This is a genomic window from Streptomyces sp. RLA012, assembly GCF_056270325.1.
In genome coordinates this window covers 1,735,996-1,757,607 of the sequence record NZ_JBWDPA010000002.1, presented here as the reverse complement: position 1 = coordinate 1,757,607, position 21,612 = coordinate 1,735,996, and the positions used below count along the sequence as shown (strand labels likewise).

General features: G+C 71.7%; 18 protein-coding genes, 2 pseudogenes and 1 riboswitch. Of the genes and pseudogenes, 8 read left to right on the top strand and 12 right to left on the bottom strand.

What is annotated here, in order from left to right:
- Positions 1 to 11: 11 nt before the first annotated feature.
- From RV986_RS08320 to RV986_RS08305, 4 genes are all read right to left on the bottom strand, one after another.
- On the bottom strand, positions 12 to 272 hold the full coding sequence (locus tag RV986_RS08320) for an aroma-sacti cluster domain-containing protein (protein ID WP_475916772.1): 261 nt from the start codon (positions 270 to 272) through the stop codon (positions 12 to 14).
- Positions 269 to 1,054: an iron-containing redox enzyme family protein gene (locus tag RV986_RS08315; protein WP_475916771.1), complete on the bottom strand. Its 786-nt coding sequence runs from the start codon at positions 1,052 to 1,054 to the stop codon at positions 269 to 271. The genes RV986_RS08320 and RV986_RS08315 overlap by 4 nt, the downstream gene beginning before the upstream one ends.
- Positions 1,051 to 2,193 (bottom strand): radical SAM protein, encoded by a 1,143-nt coding sequence (locus tag RV986_RS08310; protein WP_475916770.1) that lies wholly within the window; start codon positions 2,191 to 2,193, stop codon positions 1,051 to 1,053. Before RV986_RS08310 ends, RV986_RS08315 begins: the two co-directional genes overlap by 4 nt.
- 126 nt (positions 2,194 to 2,319) lie before the next feature.
- Positions 2,320 to 4,209: an AfsR/SARP family transcriptional regulator gene (locus RV986_RS08305; RefSeq protein ID WP_475916769.1), complete on the bottom strand. Its 1,890-nt coding sequence runs from the start codon at positions 4,207 to 4,209 to the stop codon at positions 2,320 to 2,322.
- A gap of 378 nt (positions 4,210 to 4,587) precedes the next feature.
- On the opposite strand from RV986_RS08305, the gene RV986_RS08300 reads away from it, so the two are divergent.
- The 3 genes and pseudogenes from RV986_RS08300 to RV986_RS08290 all read left to right on the top strand — a co-directional run.
- The gene (locus RV986_RS08300) at positions 4,588 to 5,061 is read left to right on the top strand and encodes an XRE family transcriptional regulator (RefSeq protein WP_475916768.1); all 474 of its coding nucleotides are present in this window, start codon (positions 4,588 to 4,590) and stop codon (positions 5,059 to 5,061) included.
- A 62-nt stretch (positions 5,062 to 5,123) separates the two neighbouring features.
- Positions 5,124 to 5,672 carry a ParH-like protein gene (locus RV986_RS08295; RefSeq protein ID WP_475916767.1) on the top strand — a complete coding sequence of 183 codons (549 nt, stop codon included), beginning with the start codon at positions 5,124 to 5,126 and terminating at the stop codon, positions 5,670 to 5,672.
- Positions 5,665 to 6,756, top strand: a pseudogene (locus tag RV986_RS08290) (MAB_1171c family putative transporter); the annotation flags it as partial. The gene RV986_RS08295 and the pseudogene RV986_RS08290, both read left to right, overlap by 8 nt.
- On the opposite strand, the gene RV986_RS08285 reads toward RV986_RS08290, so the two are convergent.
- From RV986_RS08285 to RV986_RS08275, 3 genes are read right to left on the bottom strand one after another with little or no spacing between them, the layout of a single operon-like run.
- Positions 6,747 to 7,538, bottom strand: a complete 792-nt coding sequence (locus RV986_RS08285) for an SDR family oxidoreductase (RefSeq protein WP_475916766.1) — start codon at positions 7,536 to 7,538, stop codon at positions 6,747 to 6,749. The pseudogene RV986_RS08290 and the gene RV986_RS08285 overlap by 10 nt on opposite strands.
- Entirely contained in the window at positions 7,535 to 7,960 is a 426-nt protein-coding gene (locus RV986_RS08280; RefSeq protein WP_475916765.1) for a hypothetical protein, read from the bottom strand. Before RV986_RS08280 ends, RV986_RS08285 begins: the two co-directional genes overlap by 4 nt.
- A 55-nt stretch (positions 7,961 to 8,015) precedes the next feature.
- Entirely contained in the window at positions 8,016 to 9,008 is a 993-nt protein-coding gene (locus RV986_RS08275; RefSeq protein ID WP_475916764.1) for a GlxA family transcriptional regulator, read from the bottom strand.
- Between the two features lie 100 nt (positions 9,009 to 9,108).
- Between RV986_RS08275 and RV986_RS08270 the strand changes: the two genes are divergently transcribed.
- Together RV986_RS08270 and RV986_RS08265 are read left to right on the top strand one after the other, a co-directional pair.
- Positions 9,109 to 10,164 (top strand): nuclear transport factor 2 family protein, encoded by a 1,056-nt coding sequence (locus RV986_RS08270; protein ID WP_475916763.1) that lies wholly within the window; start codon positions 9,109 to 9,111, stop codon positions 10,162 to 10,164.
- A gap of 104 nt (positions 10,165 to 10,268) precedes the next feature.
- Complete coding sequence (locus RV986_RS08265; RefSeq protein ID WP_475916762.1) at positions 10,269 to 11,381, top strand: serine hydrolase domain-containing protein; 1,113 nt, start codon at positions 10,269 to 10,271, stop codon at positions 11,379 to 11,381.
- Positions 11,382 to 11,525: 144 nt separating this feature from the next.
- On the opposite strand, the pseudogene RV986_RS08260 reads toward RV986_RS08265, so the two are convergent.
- From RV986_RS08260 to RV986_RS08240, 5 genes and pseudogenes are all read right to left on the bottom strand, one after another.
- A pseudogene (locus RV986_RS08260) lies at positions 11,526 to 11,774 on the bottom strand (5-methyltetrahydropteroyltriglutamate--homocysteine S-methyltransferase); the annotation flags it as partial.
- Between the two features lie 224 nt (positions 11,775 to 11,998).
- Positions 11,999 to 12,223, bottom strand: a riboswitch (cobalamin riboswitch).
- 45 nt (positions 12,224 to 12,268) lie between these two features.
- Entirely contained in the window at positions 12,269 to 13,255 is a 987-nt protein-coding gene (gene meaB, locus RV986_RS08255; RefSeq protein ID WP_475916761.1) for a methylmalonyl Co-A mutase-associated GTPase MeaB, read from the bottom strand.
- Positions 13,256 to 13,260: 5 nt separating this feature from the next.
- Positions 13,261 to 15,435 (bottom strand): methylmalonyl-CoA mutase, encoded by a 2,175-nt coding sequence (gene scpA / locus RV986_RS08250; protein ID WP_475916760.1) that lies wholly within the window; start codon positions 15,433 to 15,435, stop codon positions 13,261 to 13,263.
- A complete protein-coding gene (locus RV986_RS08245) occupies positions 15,435 to 17,240 on the bottom strand; it encodes a methylmalonyl-CoA mutase family protein (protein ID WP_475916759.1) in 1,806 nt (601 codons plus the stop codon). Before RV986_RS08245 ends, scpA begins: the two co-directional genes overlap by 1 nt.
- A gap of 367 nt (positions 17,241 to 17,607) precedes the next feature.
- On the bottom strand, positions 17,608 to 18,480 hold the full coding sequence (locus RV986_RS08240) for a DUF3152 domain-containing protein (protein ID WP_475916758.1): 873 nt from the start codon (positions 18,478 to 18,480) through the stop codon (positions 17,608 to 17,610).
- Between the two features lie 287 nt (positions 18,481 to 18,767).
- Between RV986_RS08240 and RV986_RS08235 the strand changes: the two genes are divergently transcribed.
- Genes RV986_RS08235 through RV986_RS08225 form a run of 3 tightly spaced genes read left to right on the top strand, consistent with a single transcriptional unit; the run spans position 18,768 to position 21,591 of the window.
- Complete coding sequence (locus tag RV986_RS08235; RefSeq protein ID WP_475916757.1) at positions 18,768 to 19,466, top strand: response regulator; 699 nt, start codon at positions 18,768 to 18,770, stop codon at positions 19,464 to 19,466.
- Positions 19,463 to 21,076, top strand: a complete 1,614-nt coding sequence (locus RV986_RS08230; protein ID WP_475916756.1) for a sensor histidine kinase — start codon at positions 19,463 to 19,465, stop codon at positions 21,074 to 21,076. The genes RV986_RS08235 and RV986_RS08230 overlap by 4 nt, the downstream gene beginning before the upstream one ends.
- Positions 21,073 to 21,591, top strand: coding sequence for a hypothetical protein (locus RV986_RS08225; protein WP_475916755.1), 519 nt, complete (start codon positions 21,073 to 21,075; stop codon positions 21,589 to 21,591). Before RV986_RS08230 ends, RV986_RS08225 begins: the two co-directional genes overlap by 4 nt.
- The last annotated feature ends 21 nt before the right edge of the window (positions 21,592 to 21,612 follow it).

Genomic DNA, 21,612 nt, shown 5'->3' with positions numbered 1-21,612 from the left:
CGCGACTCCGCTCAGAAGAGCGCTCCGCCCGCGATCTCGCTGTGCGCCTGCACTTCGGGGCCCACCTCGTCGAGACGGCTGTTGATGTCGAGGATGAGTTCGAGTTCCTCCGCACTCAGGTCCCGCAGCACCTGGCGTTGCTCGGCGGTGAGTCTGGCGAGGTCGAAGCCGTGCGCTTCGAGGACGACGAGCGTGTCGTCCGCAGAGTCGCCAAGGCCGATGGAATCGCCAAGGCCGATGGAATCGCCGGTTTCCTCTGCGCGGTCGCTCATGACGGGTACGTTCCTCCCCTGGTGCGGTGGTGTGGGCGCGGCGTCCGTTCGATCCGGGCGAACAGCCCGGTGAGGCCGTCCACGGTGTGCACGGCGCTCGTGGTGACGGCGGACCGCAGGACGGGGGTCAGGGGAAGCGCGTCGAGCAGCGTGAAGAGGGCGGCGGTGTGCTCCCCGTCGAGTTCGGCGTGCTCGCGGACCGTACGCAGAGCGGCGTCCGGAACCCCCGCCGCGGCGATCCGGTCGGCGAGCCGGGGGGCGGGCGCGTTGCTCTCCAGTACGGCGATGTAGCCGAGCAGGGCGATCGGGTGGTGGTGCTCGACCCAGTAGTACTGGGCCCCCACGAACCGGGCGACCGAGGGCGGCGGCTGCTCGGCGACGACGGTCGCGGGGGTGCCGCCCAGCGCGGTGAGGTCGGCGAGCAGCCAGTCGTCGTGGCCGCGTTCCTCGGCGGCGTGCGCACGGAAGTACCGTTCCAGCGGTCCGGCGACCGGGTCGTGCGGGCCGAGTTCGCCGCAGCGGGCGGCGGCGCGCTCCATGAGCGGCACCGAGGCCCGGACCACCCCGTGCATCACCGCCAGGTACTCCGCGTAGCGCGCGCCGAGCCCGGTGGTGTGCCACAGCCGGGCGGTGGCTCGCCGCACCGCAGGCTCGGTGAGGGCAAGACGCGCCCGCAGGGCGGCTCCCGCGGTTCCCGGCACCGCGGGAACCCCTGGCGAGCCGTATGTCTTCTCCGCCGGTGCCGGTGCCGGTGCCGGAGCGGGTCGCGCGGTGGTGCTCATCGCGCGGCTCCCGGCAGTTCGACCAGTTCCGCGTACGCGGCCGAGCCGTGACGCCGTACGAAGGCCACCGGACCGGCCGCTTCCTGCCGACGTGCCACGTGCAGGTCGAGCAGGGCGCCTGCCGGGCCGCCGGCCAGCCGGTTTGCGGCGGCGAGAACTTCGGGGTGTTCGCCCAGCGCACGGCACCCGGCGCAGTACCCCGGCCGCGGTCCGTCCCCGGTGGCCGCCCCGTACCTGTCCCTCAGATGGCTCGGCCCCACCGTCCTGATCATCCGCAGTACCGGTGAGGACCGTACGCGTTCGCTGACGGTGGCCCAGTCGTCCTGCGCGACATGACCGACGGTCAGATGGGCGGGAGCCGGCCTGCGGTCGACCGCGTCCTGGTTGCAGCAGGCCAGGACCGTGCCGTCGGCCGCCACGACGGGCCAGGCGGCCATGGAGCACGGCAGCACCCGGCGGGGACCGGGGACGGCGGCGGAGCGGGCCGCCGCCCAGGACGCGGCGCGGCCCACCGGGCGCAGCGAGTTGACCAGCATGGGGACACGGTTGCCGAAGGTCCGGCGGATGCCGGTGGTCACGTCGGCGAGGTAGGGGTCGTCGGGCCCGTGACCGACCACGTGGAAGCTGCAGGCGACCCCGGCGTCGAGTGCCTGCCGCACCACCGCGAAGGCGTTCGCGCGGGGGACCTCGCGTTCGTGGAAGGCGTCGACGCTCACGGAGAAGTGGTCGACCGCGGTGATCGCCCGCATGACGGCCTCCGGAATCGCGGCCCGAGGCGATCCGGTACGCCGTGACCCCGTACGCCCCAACCCCGTACGCTCCGAGCCGCCGGCTGCGGCGAAGTACGCTCCGGTGAGCAGCGCGCTGCGGGTGCCCGCGGCCCGTGCCTTCGTGGCGAGTTCGGCCGTCAGCCCGGGGCGCAGCAGCGGCTCACCGCCGGTCAGCATCAGCACCCCGGGGTGGTGGGTGGCGTCGAAGGAGCCGATGAACCGCAGGAGTCGACCGGCGTCCGGCTCGCGGGAGGCCATCGTCGAGGCGGTGGAGCAGTGCGCGCAGTGCAGCGGACAGCGCCCGGTGACGGTGAGCAGCAAGCCCGCGGACGGGACCGGACGAAGTGACATCAGCTCGGCGAGTTCCATGGCGCGCTCACCCTCCCTCTGCGGGCTCGGCCTCCCCCGAAGTGTCGGCGGGGGTGGTTGGAGACTCGGGTCGAAGCGGTTGGGATGCGGTAAATCACCAGGTCGTGGCGGGGTGCGGAAGGTGATTCAAGCCGACGCCCAGGCGGCGGGGGGCACTTCCGGGACGCCCTGCTCCCGGGCGAAGACACGGATGAGCCGCGGCAGTTCGTACAGTGCGGCGTGCGAGGTGACCTCGCTGTCCGGGGCGAGGATCGCTCCCGAGTCCATCAGGGACTCCAGCCTGCAGCGCGCGGCATGCTGCCCGCAGGTGAGGGCCGCGGCCGCCTGACCGAGAGTGAAGGGACCCTCCGGGAGCTCTGCCAGTCTGCACAGCGCGGACCGGTCCGCCGGGGACAGGTCCTGCCAGCCGCTCGCCAGCCGCGGCCGTACGTCCATGTCTCCGGCCACGAGTTCGTCGAGCACCGTCCGGCTGTCGGCCAGGCGTTTCGCGTACTCGTCCAGCGGAAGGTACCGCCGCACGGCGAGCTTCAGACCGCACACGCGAACCGCCAGCGGCAGCATTCCGGTCGCGGTGACGATGTGCTCCGCCGCCTCCCGGCCGGTGCTCAGCCGGTCGGGGCCGACGATCCTGCCGAGCAGTTCCAGGCTCTCGGCGGCATCGAACGGTGTCATCTCCATCCGGTGGGCCGACGTCAGGCCGGCCAGCGGGGTCCTGGCCGTGACCAGCACGGCGCTTGCTCCGGTGTCCGGGACGAGCGGCCGTACACCCGCCTCGTCCGCGCAGCCGTCCAGGAGGAGCAGGACCTTCCGCCGCGACAGCCAGGCACGCCAGGCGGCCGCGGTCCGTTCCGGCTCCGGTGCGCCCGCGGCCCGCGAAGCCGGGGGTCCGGACGGTCCGAGGCCGGCGAGTTCGGCGACCTCGGCCAGTACCGACGCGGCCGACCGTGCCCGGCCCGCCGTGTCCCGCATGCGTATCAGCACCCTGCCGTCGGGGAACTCCTCGGCGAGCCGGTGCGCGGCGTGGACCGCCAGCGCGGTCTTCCCGGTCCCGACCGGTCCGGCCAGCACGGTCAGCCGCCGGCCGCCGTCCTCATGGGCCAGGAGGGCGAGCAGGGCGCGCAGTTGCTCCCGGCGTCCGGTGAAGTCCGGCAGGTCCGGCGGAAGCAGGGTGCCCAGGCGTCGGCCCGCACCGCGCGCGGCCCCGGCGCCGGCGGGGGCGAACAGACCGCCCGCTTCGCCGCGGCCGCCGGAGAGCATCGACCGGTAGAGCGTTTCGAGCGCCGGGCTCGGCCGCAGTCCGTACTCGGCGGCGAGCAGTTGGCGCAGCCCCTCGTAGGTGGCCAGCGCCTCGGTCTGCCGGCCCTGGTTGAACAGGGCGTTCATCTGCGCGGCCCGGAGCCGTTCGCGTTCGGGGTACGTCTCCACGAGTTCGCCGATGGTCTCCGCCACCTCGTGGGGGTTGCCCAGCCGCAGTTCGGCCTCGGCCCAGTCCTCGTACGCCTGGAGGTGACGGCCGTCCAGACGGTCCGCCTCGTACCGCAGTGCCGGGGAGAACCGCAGTTCGTGCAGTGCAGGTCCGTGCCGGAGGGAGAGCGCCTCCCGCAGCATCCGGGAGGCCGGGGCGTAGGAGCCCTGGCACGATTCCTGCCGGGCGGCGCGGACCAGGTGCTGGAAGCGCAGGGTGTCCAACTCCTCGGCGCCGACGCGCAGCAGATAGCCCCCCGCCTGGTGGACGAGCCGGTCACCGGCGCCGGCCGAGTCCAGCAGTCTGCGCAGCGCCGAGACGTACACCTGGATGTTCTTGCGCGCCGTACGCGGCGGTTCGCCGTCCCACAGCGTCTCCGTCAGCAGGTCGAGCGAGACCGGGGCGCAGGGACGGCACAGCAGCATCGCCAGGAGCAGTCGCTGTTTGAGCGGCCCGAGCGGGAGGACCCTCGTGCCGGTCGCGCCCGGGGCTTCCGCGGACAGCGGGCCCAGGACGGAGAACCGTAAGCCGGTGCACGGTGGTTCGGCCATATCCGGTTCACCCTTCTGATCCTGTCATGAGCTGCCAAGAGCCTTCATGGGCCTATGGGCCTTCACGGACTTTCACGGGCCTTCACGGGCCTTCAATGGCCTTCATGAGCTGAGATGAATGACTGAGCCGCCTGACATATATCAGATGATCCGGGCAAATGAGAACAGGCAGTGCTCGCCGGGCTCCGCGCGGTGACCGCCGTACTCGGCCCGCCGTTGCGGGCCTTGGCCCGCTTGCCCGCTTGCTTGCCTGTGGGGCGGCGTCCGCTTCCCGTACCGCGGTCGGAAGCCTTCTGTCGGGGATACGGGCCGTCAGCTACGATGAACGGGAGTGGACACCGCCCAACTGGGGCGGCTCGACGGGGCGGAGGGCACGTGATGCGCGAGACCGGGTCCGCGCCGACGCCGTCCGCGCCGACGCCGTCCGAGTCGCCACCGTCGGAGTCGACGCTGGCGGACCGCATCGACGCGCTGTTCCGGGTCGTGCGCCGCCCCAACCGCGAGCAGTACAGCCATGAAGAGGTCGCCCGCGCCTGCCGCGAGGCGACGGGGGAGAGCTTCTCCGCCACCTATCTGTGGCAATTGCGTACGGGGCGCCGGGGCAATCCCACCAAGCGTCACCTGGAAGCCCTCGCACAGTTCTTCGACGTCCCCGTCGTGTACTTCTTCGACGACGAACAGGGCGCCGTCATCGCGAAGGAACTGGAACTGCTCGGTGCGCTGCGCGACGCCGAGGTGCGCAGCGTGGCGTTGCGCGCGGTCAACCTCTCGCCCGAAGGCGTCGGCACGATCAGCGACATGATCGACGTCATCGCCCGCCGCGAGAGCGACGCCAACGGCGGAGGGCCGTAACCGAACCACTCGCTCGTGCTCGGCAAAGCTCGCGGGTCCCGGTGGCGGTGGGAGGACGGCTTGTGAGTACTGACCGGCGAAGGCGACAGTGGCGGCGATGTCGGCGGATCGTCAATAAGCTCGATCTGCCCAACCCTTTCGACGTCACCGAATTCATCCGTGCGCTCGCCCGCACCCGCGGCCGCCCGATCGAACTGGTCCCGGTCTCCTCCCGGCTGGACGTTCCGTGTGGTGTTCTGGTCACCACCGACCGCGCCGACTACATCGTCTATGCCACCGACACCACGCCACTGCATCAGCAGCACATCCTCCTGCACGAGGCCGCCCACGTCATCTGCGGCCACTACGAGACGGCGTCCGCCGCGTCCGTCGCCGCCCGCGTCCTGCTGCCCGACCTGCCCCCGGCACTGGTCCAACGCGTCCTCAACCGGAGCGTGTACACCGAGCCGCAGGAGCAGGAGGCCGAACTGGTCGCCTCGCTCATCCTGACCCGCGCGGCACATCTGGCCCGGACCGGACCGGCCGTCCCGGAGTGGTCGCGACTGCGCACACTGTTCGGACGGCCACGGGACCGCGAGTCCTCCAGCGACCAGGGCGGCCCGAATGGCTGACCTCGGCACGCTGCTCGCCGCCGCCGTCTTCCTCGCCTTCGCGGCCCACCGCGCGGTGATCATCCTGCGGGGGGCCGACCCCGCGCAGCGGTACATCGCCGGCTTCGCCGGGTGCATGGGAACGGCGATGCTGTTCAGAGCCCCGGTGGTGGTGTCCGCCCTGCACCGCCGGCCGCCGCTGGACACGGTGATGATGCTGGCCACTCATGAACTCAAGACCTGCGCGCAGGCCCTGCTCCTCTTCGTGGCACTGTCGCTCAGGCCTTCCGGTTCCGACCGGCGTTCGGTACGGCGGCAGTTGTGGCTGGCGGTCGCGGTACTGGCGGTCGGGGCCGTGACCCTGCTCGCCGCGGGCGCCAGGGCCGAGGGCGGCCTGGGCGCCGCCCCGGTGGACCGGCGGTGGCTCCTCGCCTCGTACAACGTGCTCTTCGCCGCTTACGGCTCCTGGTGCCTGCTCGTCCTGGTCCGCGAACTCGTCGGCCAGACACGTCACTTGGCGTCGGGGCCGATGCGTACGGGACTGCGGCTGATGACGCTCGCCGCGCAGGTCGGCACGGTGTGGACCCTGTGGGTGCTGACCTACATCCCCACCAACCTGGCGCGCGGGGTTCAGATGCCCAGCGAGGACGCGGTGTGCAGTGTGCTCGGCGCCGTCACCGCCATTCTCGCCACCAGTGGGGCCACCGCGACCTGGTGGGCGGCGCTGCCCGAGGGCCCCCTCGGCGCGCCCGGCCGCTGGCTGTTCGCGTACCGCACCCACCGGGCTCTGGAGCCGCTGTGGTCGGCTCTGCGCACCGAACTCCCGCAGATCGCCCTCGATCCGTCCGCCGCCACCCGCCGCCCGGCCCTGCGGAGGGCCGAGTTCGCCCTCTACCGCCGCGTCATCGAGATCCGCGACGGCCACCTCGCTCTGCGCCCCTACGTCCCCACCGACGTTCCGGGCTGGGCCGCCGAGGCCGTGGACCATTCCGCGGACCGCCGCGCGGTCCTGGAAGCCGCCACGATCGCCGCGGCCCTGGAGAGCAAACGCGCCGGACACCGTCAGGCCGGTCCGCACCGCCCCGGTCCCGTACCTCAGCAGATAGCGGGCACGATCGCCGCCGAGGCCGCGTGGCTCCTCCAAGTCACGACCGCCTTCACCTCTTCCCCCACGGTCGCCGCCGTCCGCATCCGAGCCCGCACGGCCTCCACCACCAAGGACCGGGTCACCTGACACCCGTGACACCCCTGACACCCGTGATGGTCGGGTGCCATGCCCTGTGCCGGGGCCAGGACGAGCCGCACCAGATGCTGGGCCACCTCGCGGGCCGCGACCGGCTGGGTCCGCATCCGGGGCACCACGGCGAGGGGCTTCGGTACCCGGTCGAGGGTCTGCTCGGCGAACTCGTGGAACTGGGTGGCGCGCAGCACCGTCCACGGTGTCCGCCCGTTCTTGACGACGTCCTCCTGGCGCAGCTTTCCCTGGTAGTAGCCGAGGCCGACACGGTCGATGCCGACGATCGACAGCAGGACGTAGTGGCCCACCGCGGCTCGCTCACTCGCGTCCAGGAGGTGGTGGGCTGCGCTGTCGAAGAACGCGATGGCCTTCTTGCCGCTTGTGGTCGTCGTGTTGCTGACGTCGATGACCGCGTCCACGTCCGCCATGGCCGCGTCCAGGCCCGCGCCGGTCACGAGGTCCACACCGTGTGATCTCGACAGCACCACCGGTTCCTGTCCTGCCGCCGTCAGCTCTTCGACCACGTGCCGTCCGACCAGTCCGGTCCCGCCTGCCACTGCCACCCGCATGCCGAGCCTCTCCTTCGCGTTCATCCCGCTGTCGCTGTCGCTGTGGTTGTCGCCGTGGTTGTGGTTGTGGTCGTACGTCATCGGGTGTCGTCCCGTCGCCCGGGGAGGGCCGGGATCAGCAGCAGGACCGCCAGCAGGACCAGTGCGGCCAGGGACACGACGTTGAGTACCTGGTCGCGCGTGTTGTACATGTCGAGGTGTTGCACGTGGTAGGTGAAGTGCAGCACGTTGAAGATCAGCCACACCGCCCCCGTCGTCTGCACCAGCCGGGTGTTGTGCACGGAACGCATGGCGATGATCGTCAGCACGGCCAGCGCCAGGAACATGGCCCCTGCGTCCTTGGCGAGGTGTTCGTTGTAGGGGCCCAGCTGGGGCAGCCAGCTGAGGCCGAGGCCGGGGAAGTTCGCGTACCAGCTCGTGGGGGAGAAGTAGGCCCAGAAGCCTGTGTACAGCCCCGTCACGGTCAGGATGCCGAGAGCGGCGTACCGGAGTTTCGTGTTCATACCCCTATGACGAGACAGCCCCCTCGAATGTGATGCGGGCTGTCACTCGAATGCGTCAGGGAAGTGGTTCGCGCCGGTCGGAGCGAGTCAGGGTCTGCCGGGAGTGGAAAGCGGTGCGATAGGCATGGGGGGAGGTGCCGGTCAGACGGGCGAAGTGGTGGCGCAGCGTCGCGGGTGAGCCGAAGCCCGCCAGGTCGGCCACGTGATCGATGGGGATGTCGGTGGTCTCCAGAAGCTGTTGGGCGCGGTGGACGCGGGCGCGCAGCAGCCACTGCAGGGGTGTGGTGCCGGTCTGCGCGCGAAAGCGCCGGTTCAGGCTGCGCACGCTCATGGCGGAGTGTTCCGCGATCTCCTCCAGTGGCAGGGGGCGGTGCAGGTTGCCTTCCATCCAGTGCAGGGTCGGTTGGAGGGAGGTGTCGTACGCGGCGGGGCCGGCGTGCTCGATGAACTGGGCCTGTCCGCCGTCGCGTTGCAGCGGCATCACGGTGCGGCGGGCGGTTGCGGCGGCCAGGTCGGCGCCGAGGTCGCGGCGTACGAGGTGCAGGCACATGTCGAGCCCGGCGGCGATGCCCGCCGAGGTGATCAGACTGCCGTTGTCGATGAACAGGACGGCCGGGTCGACGTCGACGCGAGGGTGGCGGCGGGCGAGTTCGTCGGCGTACTGCCAGTGTGTGGTGACCCGGAGTCCGTCGAGCAGACCGGTGGCGGCGAGGGTGAAGGCACCGATGCACACGGAAGCCAGGCGGGCGCCGCGCAGGGCCGCCTCGGACAGGGCCCGCAGCACGGCGCTCGGGGGCGGTTCCAGAAAACCGGTGTGGCCGGGGACGACAACGGTGTCGGCCTCGGCGAGGCCGTCCAGGCCCCAGGGGGCGTCGAGGAGAAAGGCCCCGTGTTCGGCGGACGTGGTGACGCTACGGCGCTCGGCGCAGACGCGTACCTCGTAGTACGGGGTGGACATGGCGAGGTTGGCGGTGCCGAAGACCTGGCCGGGCACCGACAGCTCGAAGGGCAGGACGCCGTCGAGTGCCAGGATCGCGACAACATGCATGGCTAGAACTTAGCGGATGCTGGCATTCTGGCCCCTGGTCGCGAGGCTGCGCCGGTCACAGGATGGTGAGACATCCCGGTCCGAGTCAGGAGCACTCGCCATGGACCTCGCGCTGCCCGCCCCTTATGACGATTTCGAACTTCCGCTGACCGAGCTGACCGTCGGCGCCCTGCGGTTCGCCGAGGAGACCGAGCCCGGCGTCGTCTACCGCCACAGCCTGCGCAGCTACCTCTTCGCCGCGGAACTCGCCGACCGCCGGGGGCTCGGGCCCGGCACCGACTACGACGACGAGCTGGTGTTCCTGAGCTGCGTGCTGCACGACCTGGGACTGTCCGAGCAGGGCAACGGGGACCAGCGTTTCGAGGTCGACGGCGCCGACCTCGCCGCCCGGTTCCTGAGGGACCGCGGAGCCGGCGAGGACACCGTCGCCGTGGTGTGGGACGCCGTCGCGTTGCACACCTCGGACGGGATCGCCGCACGAAAGGGCCCGGAGGTCGCCCTCGCACAGGCGGGAATCGGCCTCGACATCTTTGGCCGCGGCAAGGAAGAGCTCCGAGCGGGATTCGCCGAGCGGGTCCACACCGCTTTTCCGCGGGAGGACCTCGGCTACGCGCTGACCGACATCATCGTGCGGCAGGCCCTGGCCAACCCCGCCAAGGCCGGCCCCGTGGGTGGCTTCCCCGGCCAGGTGCTCCGCCGCCATCTGCCGTACGGAACGCTGCCGGACTGGCACGACGTGATCGACGCCTCGGGCTGGGGCGACCGGCCGGCGGCCGTCCGTTCGGACGCCGCCGTCGCCAGGGAACCCCACGAGCTCGCCGGGCTCTTCGAACGGTGTCTGGAGGCCGGTGACCTGGACGGCCTGGTCTCCCTGTACGAGCCCCGGGGCGTCTTCGTCCCCGATCCGAGCGGCACCGCGGTCACCGGCACCGCCGCCATCAGGGAGGCACTGCGCCCGTACGTCGACAACGAGGCGCATGTCGCTCTTCAGCTCAGGAAGATCCACCGGGTGGGAGACATCGCCGTGCTGTCCTCGACCGCCACGGTGACCGGCCTCGCCCCCGAGCCGGTGACGACCGACACCACCGAAGTGGTGCGCCGCCAGCTCGACGGCCGCTGGCTCTACGTGGTGGACGATCCGTTCTTCGGCGCGTAGGACGAGACGATGGCTGATTCCGGTCCCCGGCAGGGGGGCCGGACGCGGCGGCCCGCCGGAAATTCGGTTGACCGCGATGGTGCGGCGCGGGCTAGGTTCCACGCATGGTCGAGATTCAGGGCTCGTACGACGAACTGTTCTCCGCGGTGCCCGGCGCGCTGGCCGCATTGCTGGACGCCGGGGACGCGGGCGCCTCGGTGGCGGTCTTCGTGGACGGCGAGCCGGTGGTGGACGTCTGGGGCGGATGGGCTGACGCGGACCGTACGATCCCCTGGCAGCGCGACACGATCACCGGCGTGTGGTCGGTCACCAAGACGATGACGGCGCTGTGCGCCCTCGTCCTGGCGGACCGCGGTGAGCTCGACCTGTCCGCGCCGGTCGCGCGGTACTGGCCGGAGTTCGCCGCGGCGGGCAAGGGCGGGGTGCTGGTGCGGCATCTGCTCGCGCACACCGCGGGCCTGCCCGACTGGGACGAGGCCTTGACGGTCGAGGAAGTCTGCGACTGGCCGTCCGCCACCGGGCGGCTCGCGCTGCAGGCTCCGCGGTGGGAGCCGGGCACCGCGGCCGGATACCACTCGCTCACCCAGGGATTCCTGGTGGGCGAGGTCGTGCGCCGGATCACCGGCGGCAGCGTGGGTGAGTTCTTCGCCGCCGAGGTGGCCGGGCCGCTGGGCGCGGACTTCCACATCGGGCTGTCCGCGGAGCACGACCACCGGGTCGCGCTCTCGGTCCCGCCGCCGTCACGGGACGAGGACTACCTTTCGAGCGCCCCCGGCAGCACCGCAGCACCCGCCGACGGGACTGCGATACGGGTTCGTGACGGCAACAGCGTGGCCTGGCGCCGCGCGCAGATCCCCGCGGCGAGCGGGTTCGGCCATGCCCGCTCGGTCGCGCTCGCGCAGTCGGCCATGGCGTGCGGGGGAACGGTACGAGGTGTGCGGCTGCTGTCGCGGGAGGGCTGCGAGCGGGCGTGGCAGGAGCAGTTCCGCGGCGAGGACCGCATGCTGGGCATGCAGATGCGCTGGGGCCTGGGGTACGGCCTGTTCGGCAGCACCTACGGCTGGGGCGGCTGGGGCGGCTCGATGGTCATGATCGAGCCCGACGCCCGCATGGTGGTGGCGTACGTGACCAACCAGATGCGCGAACCCGGGGACGACAATCGCGGACTCGACATGGTCATGGCCGCCTACGACGGCCTTACGGGCCTGCGCGCCTGACCCACCCACCGGGCGACCCACCTACCGGGCGACCCACCCACCGGGCGCGCATCAGGGTCCCGCGACACCGCCACCCTCCTGGACGTGACGGGCCGGGGACACGCGTGTCCCCGGCCCGTCGAACGGATCGGCCCGTCGAACGGATCAGTCGGCGGGCAGTTCGGCGCGGACCGTTCGGGCGGCCGCGACCAGGTTCTCCAGGGACGCCCGGGTCTCGGGCCAGCCGCGGGTCTTCAGTCCGCAGTCGGGGTTGACCCAGAGCCGTTCGGCGGGGATGGCCTCAAGTCCCTTGCGCAGCAGGGCGGCTGCCTCGTCCGCGCTCGGCACGCGCGGGGAGTGGATGTCGTACACACCGGGCCCGGCCTCCCGCGGGTAGCCGTGCTCGGCCAGCTCGCGGCCCTGACTCTGGCGGGGGTGGCCGTACACGGTGGCCCGTGCCGCCGCGGCTGCGGACTTCGCTGTCACGGAACTCTCCTTCGCGAGCTGTGTCCCTGGGATCCCGGGACGGGACGCGAGCGCGAAGGAACGCCAGACCGGGCGGACGCACGGTGGCCGTGCCCGCCAGGTATGTACGCCGACCCGCCCACGAGGTCACCGGGATGTCCGCGCACGCATCGTTCGTACGCGGGCAGTTGGCAGGTCTTCGGACTCGCGAGCACGCCCTCCTGACGGAGGAACACCTACTGGCCGTCGCTTCCCAGACCCTGTTCGTCGGGCCCAGTGCGTATGACGGCGGTCGTTCCCGCTCACCGCTGCGGGGCAGTCCCGGATTCCCACCGGGTTCCCTCTTGCGACGCATCCCGCCTGGCGGACGGGGGCGAACCAGCTGCACGGGCCAGCTTGGGGGGTGGAGCCCGGCCGGGGCGAAGACTTTCCGGCCGGCATGATCAGTTCGCGTCGCTCCCGAACGCCCGCAGGATGCGCTCGGCGGCGAGCGTGGCCGTCAACTCGCCGTCCCTGACCTGCTGTTCGAGGGCGGGCCCGAGGGCGCGTACGGCCGGGTCGGCGTGCAGCCGGCCGAGGAGTTCGTCGCGGACCATCGTCCACGTCCAGTCCACCTGCTGCTCGCGGCGCTTGGCGGCGAGCCGGTCGGTGGAGTCGAGGAGCGTACGGTGCTGTTCGAGACGCTCCCAGACCGTGTCCAGGCCGGTCGACTCACGGGCGCTGCAACTGAGCACCGGCGGGGTCCAGGCGGCGTCGACGGGATGCATCAGCCGCAGCGCGCCCGCCAACTCCCGTGCCGCGCCCCGGGCGTCGCGCTCGTGCGGTCCGTCCGCCTTGTTGACGGCGATGACGTCGGCGAGTTCCAGAACGCCCTTCTTGATGCCCTGCAACTGGTCTCCGGTGCGGGCGAGGGTCAGCAGCAGGAAGGAGTCGACCATGTTCGCGACCGCGGTCTCGGACTGGCCGACGCCGACCGTCTCCACCAGGACGACGTCGTAACCGGCCGCCTCCATCACCACGATCGACTCCCGGGTCGCCTTGGCCACCCCGCCGAGCGTGCCCGCGGTGGGGGAGGGCCGCACGAAGGCCGCCGGGTCGACGGCCAGGCGCTCCATCCGCGTCTTGTCACCCAGGATCGACCCGCCCGTCCGACTCGACGACGGGTCGACGGCGAGCACCGCGACCCGGAACCCGAGCGAGGTGAGCAGCGTGCCGAACGCGTCGATGAACGTCGACTTGCCGACGCCCGGCACACCGCTGATCCCGATCCGCCGGGCCCGCCCGCTGTGCGGCAGCAGCTCGGTCAGCAACTCCTGTGCCATGGCCCGGTGCTGGGGCTTCGTCGACTCGACGAGCGTGATGGCACGCGCCACCAGCGCCCGCTTCCCGTCGAGTACGCCCTTCACATAGGTGTCGAGGTCGATCGCCATGGGGGTCAGAGGACGTGACCGAGATCGGTGGCCAGGCGCTCGACCAGGTCGTACGCCGCGTCCGGGATCACCGTTCCGGGCGGGAAGACGGCCGTCGCGCCCATCTCCAGCAGCGTGGGCACGTCATGCGGCGGAATCACCCCGCCGACCACGATCATGATGTCCTCGCGCCCTTCCTCGGCGAGCTGCTCCCGCAACGCCGGTACGAGGGTGAGGTGTCCGGCCGCCAGCGAGGACACCCCGACGATGTGCACGTCCGCCTCGACGGCCTGGCGGGCCACCTCGCCCGGGGTCTGGAACAGCGGGCCGACGTCGACGTCGAAGCCGAGGTCGGCGAAGGCGGTGGCGATCACCTTCTGGCCGCGGTCGTGGCCGTCCTGGCCCATCTTGGCGACCAGGATGCGGGGGCGGCGACCCTCGGCCTCCTCGAAGGAGGACACCAGCGTGCGGGTGCGCTCGACGGACGGGGACTCACCTGCTTCGGTGCGGTACACACCGGAGATCGTACGGATCTGGCTCGCGTGCCGCCCGTACACCTTCTCCAGGGCGTCGGAGATCTCGCCGACGGTGGCCTTCGCGCGGGCCGCGTTCACCGCCAACTCCAGGAGATTGCCGGTGCCTTCGGCGGCCCGGGTCAGGGCGTGCAGCGAGTCCTGGCAGGCCTGCTCGTCGCGCTCCGCGCGCAGCCGCCGCAGCTTCTCGATCTGCTGGGTGCGCACCGAGGAGTTGTCGACCTTGAGGACGTCGATCTGCTCGTCGGTCTCCACGCGGTACTTGTTGACGCCGATGACCGGCTGGCGCCCGGAGTCGATCCGGGCCTGGGTGCGGGCCGCGGCCTCCTCCACGCGCAGTTTCGGGATACCGGCGTCGATGGCCTGCGCCATACCGCCCGCCGCCTCGACCTCCTCGATGTGCTGCCAGGCCCGGCGCGCGAGGTCGTACGTCAGCTTCTCGACGTACGCGCTGCCGCCCCACGGGTCGATCACCCGGGTGGTGCCCGACTCCTGCTGGATCAGCAGCTGGGTGTTGCGGGCGATGCGCGCCGAGAAGTCGGTGGGCAGGGCGAGCGCCTCGTCGAGGGCGTTGGTGTGCAGCGACTGCGTGTGACCCTGGGTCGCCGCCATCGCCTCCACACACGTACGCGTCACGTTGTTGAACACGTCCTGCGCGGTCAGTGACCAGCCGGAGGTCTGCGAATGGGTGCGCAGGGAAAGGGACTTGGTGTTCTTCGGGTCGAACTGCTTGACCAGTTTGGCCCAGAGCAGCCGCGCCGCCCGCATCTTGGCGATCTCCATGAAGAAGTTCATGCCGATGGCCCAGAAGAAGGACAGCCGGGGCGCGAACGCGTCCACGTCCAGCCCGGCGCCCAGGCCGGCCCGCAGGTACTCCACCCCGTCCGCGAGTGTGTACGCCAGCTCCAGGTCGGCCGTCGCGCCCGCCTCCTGGATGTGATAGCCCGAGATGGAGATGGAGTTGTAGCGCGGCATCCGCTGCGAGGTGAAGGCGAAGATGTCGGAGATGATCCGCATCGACGGCTTCGGCGGATAGATGTAGGTGTTGCGGACCATGAACTCCTTGAGGATGTCGTTCTGGATGGTCCCGGCCAGCTTCTCGGGCGGTACGCCCTGTTCCTCCGCCGCCACGATGTACAGCGCCAGCACCGGCAGCACGGCGCCGTTCATCGTCATCGACACCGTCATCCTGTCCAGCGGGATGCCGTCGAAGAGCTGCCGCATGTCGTAGATCGAGTCGATCGCCACACCCGCCATGCCGACGTCACCGGTCACGCGCGGGTGGTCGCTGTCGTAGCCGCGGTGGGTGGGCAGGTCGAAGGCGACGGACAGGCCCTTCTGGCCGGCCGCGAGATTGCGCCGGTAGAAGGCGTTGGACTCCTCGGCGGTGGAGAAGCCCGCGTACTGGCGGATCGTCCAGGGCTGGTTGACGTACATCGTCGGGTACGGGCCCCGCAGATACGGGGCGATGCCCGGGTAGGTGCCCAGGAAGTCCAGGCCCTCCAGGTCCTGCCCGGTGTAGAGCGGCTTGACGGCGATGCCCTCCGGGGTCTCCCAGAGGAGGTCGTCGCCGCCGGTGGCCTTCTTGACGGCAGCGCGCCATTCGTCGGCGCCGCCGTCGGCTGTCGGGACCCCCAGCTCGATCCCGGAGAAGTCGGGGACGGGCATCAGGACACTCCCATGCGGTCGAGGGTGGCGGAGAGCACGGCTACGGCGTCACAGCCCGCGAAGACGTAGGCGTCGACACCGGGGTACTGCCCGGGACGCCCCGCGAGGAACACCTGCGCGGCGCCCGCCGACCGCACCGAGGCGGCGACCTCGGCGGCCCGTTCCTCGTACAGCGCGTCGCTCGAACACAGACAGACCTCGGTGGCACCGCTGTCCTCGAAGGTGCCCTCGGTGACGGGTTCGATGCCGCCCGCCTGGAACAGGTTCGAGGCGAAGGTGAGGCGGGCGGTGTGGGCGGCGGCGGGGCCGAGGGCGGCCAGGAAGATCCGTGGCCGGGTCCCGGTCGCCGCGAGGTGGGCGTCGGAGCGGGCGCGCAGGTCCTCGTACGCCTCGTCGCGGTGTACGCGGGGGAGTCCGCCGGACGGCGGCTCGGGGGCGGATTCGCGCTCCACGGGGCGTTCGGCCAGGTTGGGGAACTCGCTGACCCCGGTGACGGGTTCGCGCCGCTTGGCGAGCTTCGCGCTGCGCGCCTCCCAGGTGGCGGCCAGATCCTCACCGACGCGGCCCGAACGCAGGGCGGCGGCCTGACCGCCGAGTTGCTCGATCCGCTGGAAGAACTCCCAGCCCGCGTGGGCCAGTTCGTCGGTGAGCCGTTCCACGTACCAGGAGCCGCCCGCGGGGTCGATCACCCGGGCGAGATGCGACTCCTCGACCAGGATCGTCGAGGTGTTGCGGGCGATCCGGCGGGCGAACGCGTCCGGCAGGCCGAGGGCGTGGTCGAAGGGCAGCACGGTGACGGCGTCGGCGCCGCCCACCCCGGCGGCCAGCGTGGCGACCGTCGTGCGCAGCATGTTCACCCACGGGTCCCGGCGGGACATCATCACCGGCGAGGTCACCGCGTGCTGGAGCTGTCCGCCCGGGGCCCCGCAGACCTCGGCGACCCGCGCCCACAGCCTGCGCGCCGCCCGCAGCTTGGCGATGGTCAGGAACTGGTCGGCGGTGGCCGCGTACCGGAACTCCAGCTGAGCACAGGCCTGTTCCACGCTCAGCCCCGCGGCGGTCAGCTCCCGCAGATAGGCGACACCGGTAGCGAGCGAGCAGCCCAGCTCCTGAGCGGCGGACCCGCCGGCCTCGTGGTACGGCAGGGCGTCGACGGTCAGCGCCCGCAGTCCCGGGTACTCCTCCGCGCACCGCCGCGCCAGAGCGGCGACGGGCGCGAAGTCGAAGCCGTCGTCCCCCGTACGCGCCTCGAAGCCCAGCGGGTCGGCTCCCAGGTTGCCGCGCGCCGCCTCCTCGGCGACCCCCCGTTCCTCGTACAGCCGCAGCAACTCCCCGGCGGCGGACTCGACTTCACGTCCCGCGTCGAGGACAACGGGTGCCAGGTCGAGGTAGACGCCGTCGAGGACCCGGCCGAGCGACGACACGGGGAAGCCGCCCGCGCCGACGACCAGCCAGAGCGAGGTGACCCCGTTCTCCAGGTCCGCGAGGACCGCGGCGCCGTCGGCGGCCGTGTGCCGCTGCCGTACGCCCCAGCCGCCGAGGGTGGTGCCCTCGGCACGGCCGCCCCGTACGAAGGGGGCGAAGCCGGGCAGGCCGGGGTCGGGCGCGGAATCGTGTGTGGTGTACAGGGGCCGGGCGCGCAACCCGTCCTCCAGCGTGGTGGACAGAGCCTCCTCGGCTGCCTCGTCCGAGACTTCCTTGCCCGACTTGCGCAGTACGCCCGCCACGAGGCGCTGCCACTGCTGATGGGTCGCGTCAGGGAACTCGGCGGCCAGCGAGAGCCCGTCGTCAGGCAGGACCGTCATGCTCGGATGCTAGGCCAGATCCGCAGGTGAGCAGCAGAGGGCGCGGCTGTGACCTTGCCCTCCCGGAGACAGCCTTGATCCCCGGGCCGGGTTCGTACTACGGCAGTGCCCGCGCTTCGGGCAGTGCCGGGTGCCGCGGAGCGAGGAAGACGACCGGCGCGGGGTGCGCGCCCGGCCGGGGACGGACGGGTCTTGACGCCACCGAGCGCCGAGTCGCCCTGACGGACGGTGGTACCGACGTCCATGAACCGTTCCTGTGGACCGAGCGGGAGGGCGGCGACACGCGTCCTGTGCGTGGTCCGTTCCCGGGAGGCCAGTTCCCGGCCCGCGAGCCGACCATCACACGATCGAAGGCTGAAGGCCGAGGTCAGGGCACGGCGGGTCCGGTGATGAGCACACCCGCGGTGTCGTACGGCCAGACGTTGGGGGTGCAGCCGAGCATGCCCTTGATCTGCTGCATCATCACGGGGGCCGGCCGGCCCGCGCCGGGGCAGGTCACGTGGTTGTGGCCGAGGAAGTGGCCGACCTCGTGGTTGATGATCAGCGCCCGGTAGGCGTTCACGTCCTTGGCGTACACGGGAGTGGCCAGCAGCCACCGCTTCAGGTTGACCACGACGTCCTTGCCCACGCTGCAGTTGACCTCACCGCCGGTGTCGAGCCCGTACCGGCCGCAGATCTTGTCCACCGTTGTCGGCGTGGCGAGCCGTACGACGAAGTCGGGCGTACCGCTGGAGACGCGCCGGAACGCGGACACGCCGTCGGCCGTCCAGCCGCGCCGGTCGGCGAGTATGCCCTCCACCTGCTGGGCGACGCCGTCGGCCGACTGCTTGAGGCCGTCCTCGACGACGACCTCGTAGCGCAGTAAGCGGCTGCCCTTCCCCACGGTCGGGCTCGTGCCCCCGGCGGTGGTGAACGTGCCGGGGCCCGAGGCCGGGACGAAGTCCACGGAGGAGCTTGAGGAAGAGCCCGAAGTAGAGCCCGAAGACGGGTTGACCATCCCGCTGGGTTTGCTGTCGGCCTTCTCACCGCCCTCGGCTCTGGCAGCCGTGTTGCTCGGCTTCGGGGGCGCGGACACGGACGCGGACACGGACGGGGAAGAAGACGGGGACGATGCCGACCGGGAGGGCCGTGCGGCGGCAGCGGGCTCGTCGTCGGATGTGGAGGCGGCGGGCGACGTCGCGTGCAGGGCCAGGGCGGCGGCCGAGGCGAACACGGCGAGCGCGGCCAGGCCGCCCAGCAAGGGGCCTTTCCCCTTACGGTTCGGGTTCCGGTTACGGTTCCGGCCGGGCCCGCCGGCGTCCACGGGACCTCCGCGACGACGGGATCGCGAGGTCGAAGGCGTCGCACGGTGAGCGTTCTTGGTCATGGCCGCCAAGGCTGTGCGCGCGATGTGATGGGATCTTGCCCAAGAGGTAACGAAAGTGTAACGTTCCGGCGATGGTCGGACTATGTGATCGTCGCGTAACAGTTCCCCGGTCACGGCTCGTCCTCGCCTCAAGTCTCCTGAGCTGTACGGATACTGAGCGCATGTCACGTGTCCTGCTCATCGAAGACGACCGCGCCGTACGGGAGGGCGTCCTGCTCGCGCTGCGCCGCCAGGGACACGACGTCACCGCCGTGGGGACGGGAGAGGACGGACTGGCCCGGTTGCGGTCCTTCCGGCCGGATGTCGTCGTGCTCGATCTGATGCTGCCCGGCCTGAGCGGCCTGGACGTGTGCCGCCGGATCCGTGCCGAGGACCAGGTGCCGATCATCATGGCGACCGCCCGGGGCGACGACACGGACATCGTGATCGGGCTCGAAGCCGGAGCGGACGACTACGTCGTGAAGCCGGTGCAGGCACGCGTACTGGAGGCCCGTATCCGTGCGGTCCTGCGCCGGGTCGGCGGCACACCCGCGGAGGGCGGCATACCGAAGATCGAGGCCCACGGCGAGAACGGCGAACTCGCCATAGACCGGGCCGGGTTGACCGTCACCCGGCAGGGTGTGCCGGTCACCCTCGCCCCCTCCGAACTACGGCTCCTGCTGACGCTCTCGGCCTCGCCCGGCCAGGTCTTCTCCCGCCAGCAGTTGCTGGAGGCGGTCTGGGAGCACAGCTACCACGGCGACTCCCGGCTGGTGGACGCCTGCGTCAAGCGGCTGCGGACCAAGATGGGCGAACCGGCGGGGCAGCCGCGGTACATCCAGACCGTGCGCGGCTTCGGCTACCGGTTCCAGTCCCGGTGAAGTCACCGCTGCGCGGGCTGCGCGGCCGGCTGCTGGTGGCGTTCGTGCTCGTCGCCGCCGTCGCCACCCTGACCACGGGCGCCCTGACCTTCCGGGAGGCCCGCACGGGGGTGCTCCAGCAGAGCCAGGACGCCGTGATCAAGCGCCTTCGCTATCACGTCAACACCCTTGCCGTGAGCATGTCCTACCCCCCGAGCCGGGCCGACCTGGAATGGCTCGCCACGCTGGTGGCGCGCGCCGAACCGGCGCAGAACTGGCGCGTACTGGCGACCTATCGCGAGTTGCGCGCCACCTCCGTGCCACAGGACGGGTTCACCGAACTGACGCCCGCCATGCGGTCGGCCGTGGGCTCCCGCCGGGCCGCCGTCTTCCAGCGGGTGTCGACGGACGGCCGCTCCTCGCTCGTCGTCGGCCTGCCGGTCACCCTGGAAACGCCCACCGAACACCCGTCGTCCGGGGTCGCGGTCTTCCTGGTGGTGCCGCAGACCGGCGAACAGGGGTACGTCGACGCCCTGGTCGCCGCCATCGGGCGCGCCGTCGTGCCCGCGCTGGGCCTGGCCGTCCTGCTCGCCCTGCTGGCCGCCCGGGGCGTGCTGCGCCCGGTACGGGAATTGCGCCGGGCCACCCGCAGGATCGCCGAGGGCCACCTGGACACCCGGCTCGCCATCAACGGCTCCGACGAACTCGCCGACCTCTCGCTCACCTTCAACGAGACCGCCGCCGCGCTGGAGGAGTCCGTGGCCGAACTGCGCCGCATGGAGGCCCGCGCCCGCCGTTTCGTCGCGGACGTGTCGCACGAGCTGCGCACCCCGCTGGCCGCGATGTCGGCGGTCACCGACATCCTCGACGAGGACGCGGCCCGGCTCGCCCCGGACACCGCCACGGCCGTACGGCTCATCAGCGAGGAGACCGTGAAGCTGGCCCGGCTGGTGGACGACCTGATGGAGATCTCCCGCTTCGACGCGGGCGCGGCGGGCCTGCAGCTGGACGACATCGACCTCGCCGAGTCCCTGCGGCGCACCCTCGGCGCCCGCGCGTGGCTGGACCTGGTGGACACCCGGCTTCCCGGGCCCGGCGAACTGCGCGGCCGGGTGGACCCGCGCCGTCTCGACGTGGTCGTCGCGAACCTGGTCGGCAACGCGCTCCGGCACGGGGCCCGCCCCGTGGAACTGCGCCTGTACGCACGGGAGTCGCCGGATGCGGAGGGAACGGGGTGGGCGGTCATCGAGGTGCTGGACAGCGGGCCGGGCATTCCCGAGGACGTCCTGCCGCAGGTCTTCGACCGCTTCTACAAGTCGGACACCGCCCGGACCAGAACGGAGGGCAGCGGCCTCGGGCTCTCGATCGCGGCCGAGAACGTCCACCTGCACGGCGGCACGGTCGGGGCGGCGAACCGCGCGCAGGGGGGCGCCGTGTTCACGGTCGAGTTCCCCCTGAGCCGACCTCCGCAAGGGCCCCGACGACAGCCATTGGAACGGCCGTTGGAACCGTCTCCGGAACGGCCCTCGAAGCGGCCCTCGAAGCGGCCCTCGAAGCGGCCGTCGGAGCGGCTCTCGAAGCGGCCTTCGGAGCGGCTCTCGGAACGGTTTCTGGCCAGGGAGAAGTCGTGAGCCCCGCCCGCCGCTCGCTCCGGCCCGCGCTGCTGCTCACGACCGCCCTTCTGCTCTCCTCCTGCGGCATCCCCGAGACCGGTGTCGTGGAGGCCGGAGAGCCCGCCACCGGCATCCGGCCGGCGCTGGTCCTCTACTTCGTCGGCAAGGGCACCCCGCTCGCCGTCCGCCGCCAGGACTTCGGCCCGGTCGACATCGAGACGGCCGTGCAGTCGGTGCTCAGGGGCCCGGAACCCGTGGAACTCCGTAAGGGCCTGACCACCGAGCTGCCCCTGCTGGCGGCCACCCCCACGGTGCGGACGGACGGCGCGCGGGTGACGATCGAACTGCCCTTGGACACCGAGCCGTTGACCGAGACGGCCGTCGCCCAACTGACCTGCACGGCCGCCGCCGCCCGCCTCGTCATGGCCCCGGACACCGACATCGCCTCGACGAAGGTCACCGTGACGGCTCGTGGTGCCTGGCGCACCGAAGGCTCCGCCGAGAGGTGTCCCTCCGTGACGAGCGACGGCTGACCCCGTCCGAGGCCGGTGGGC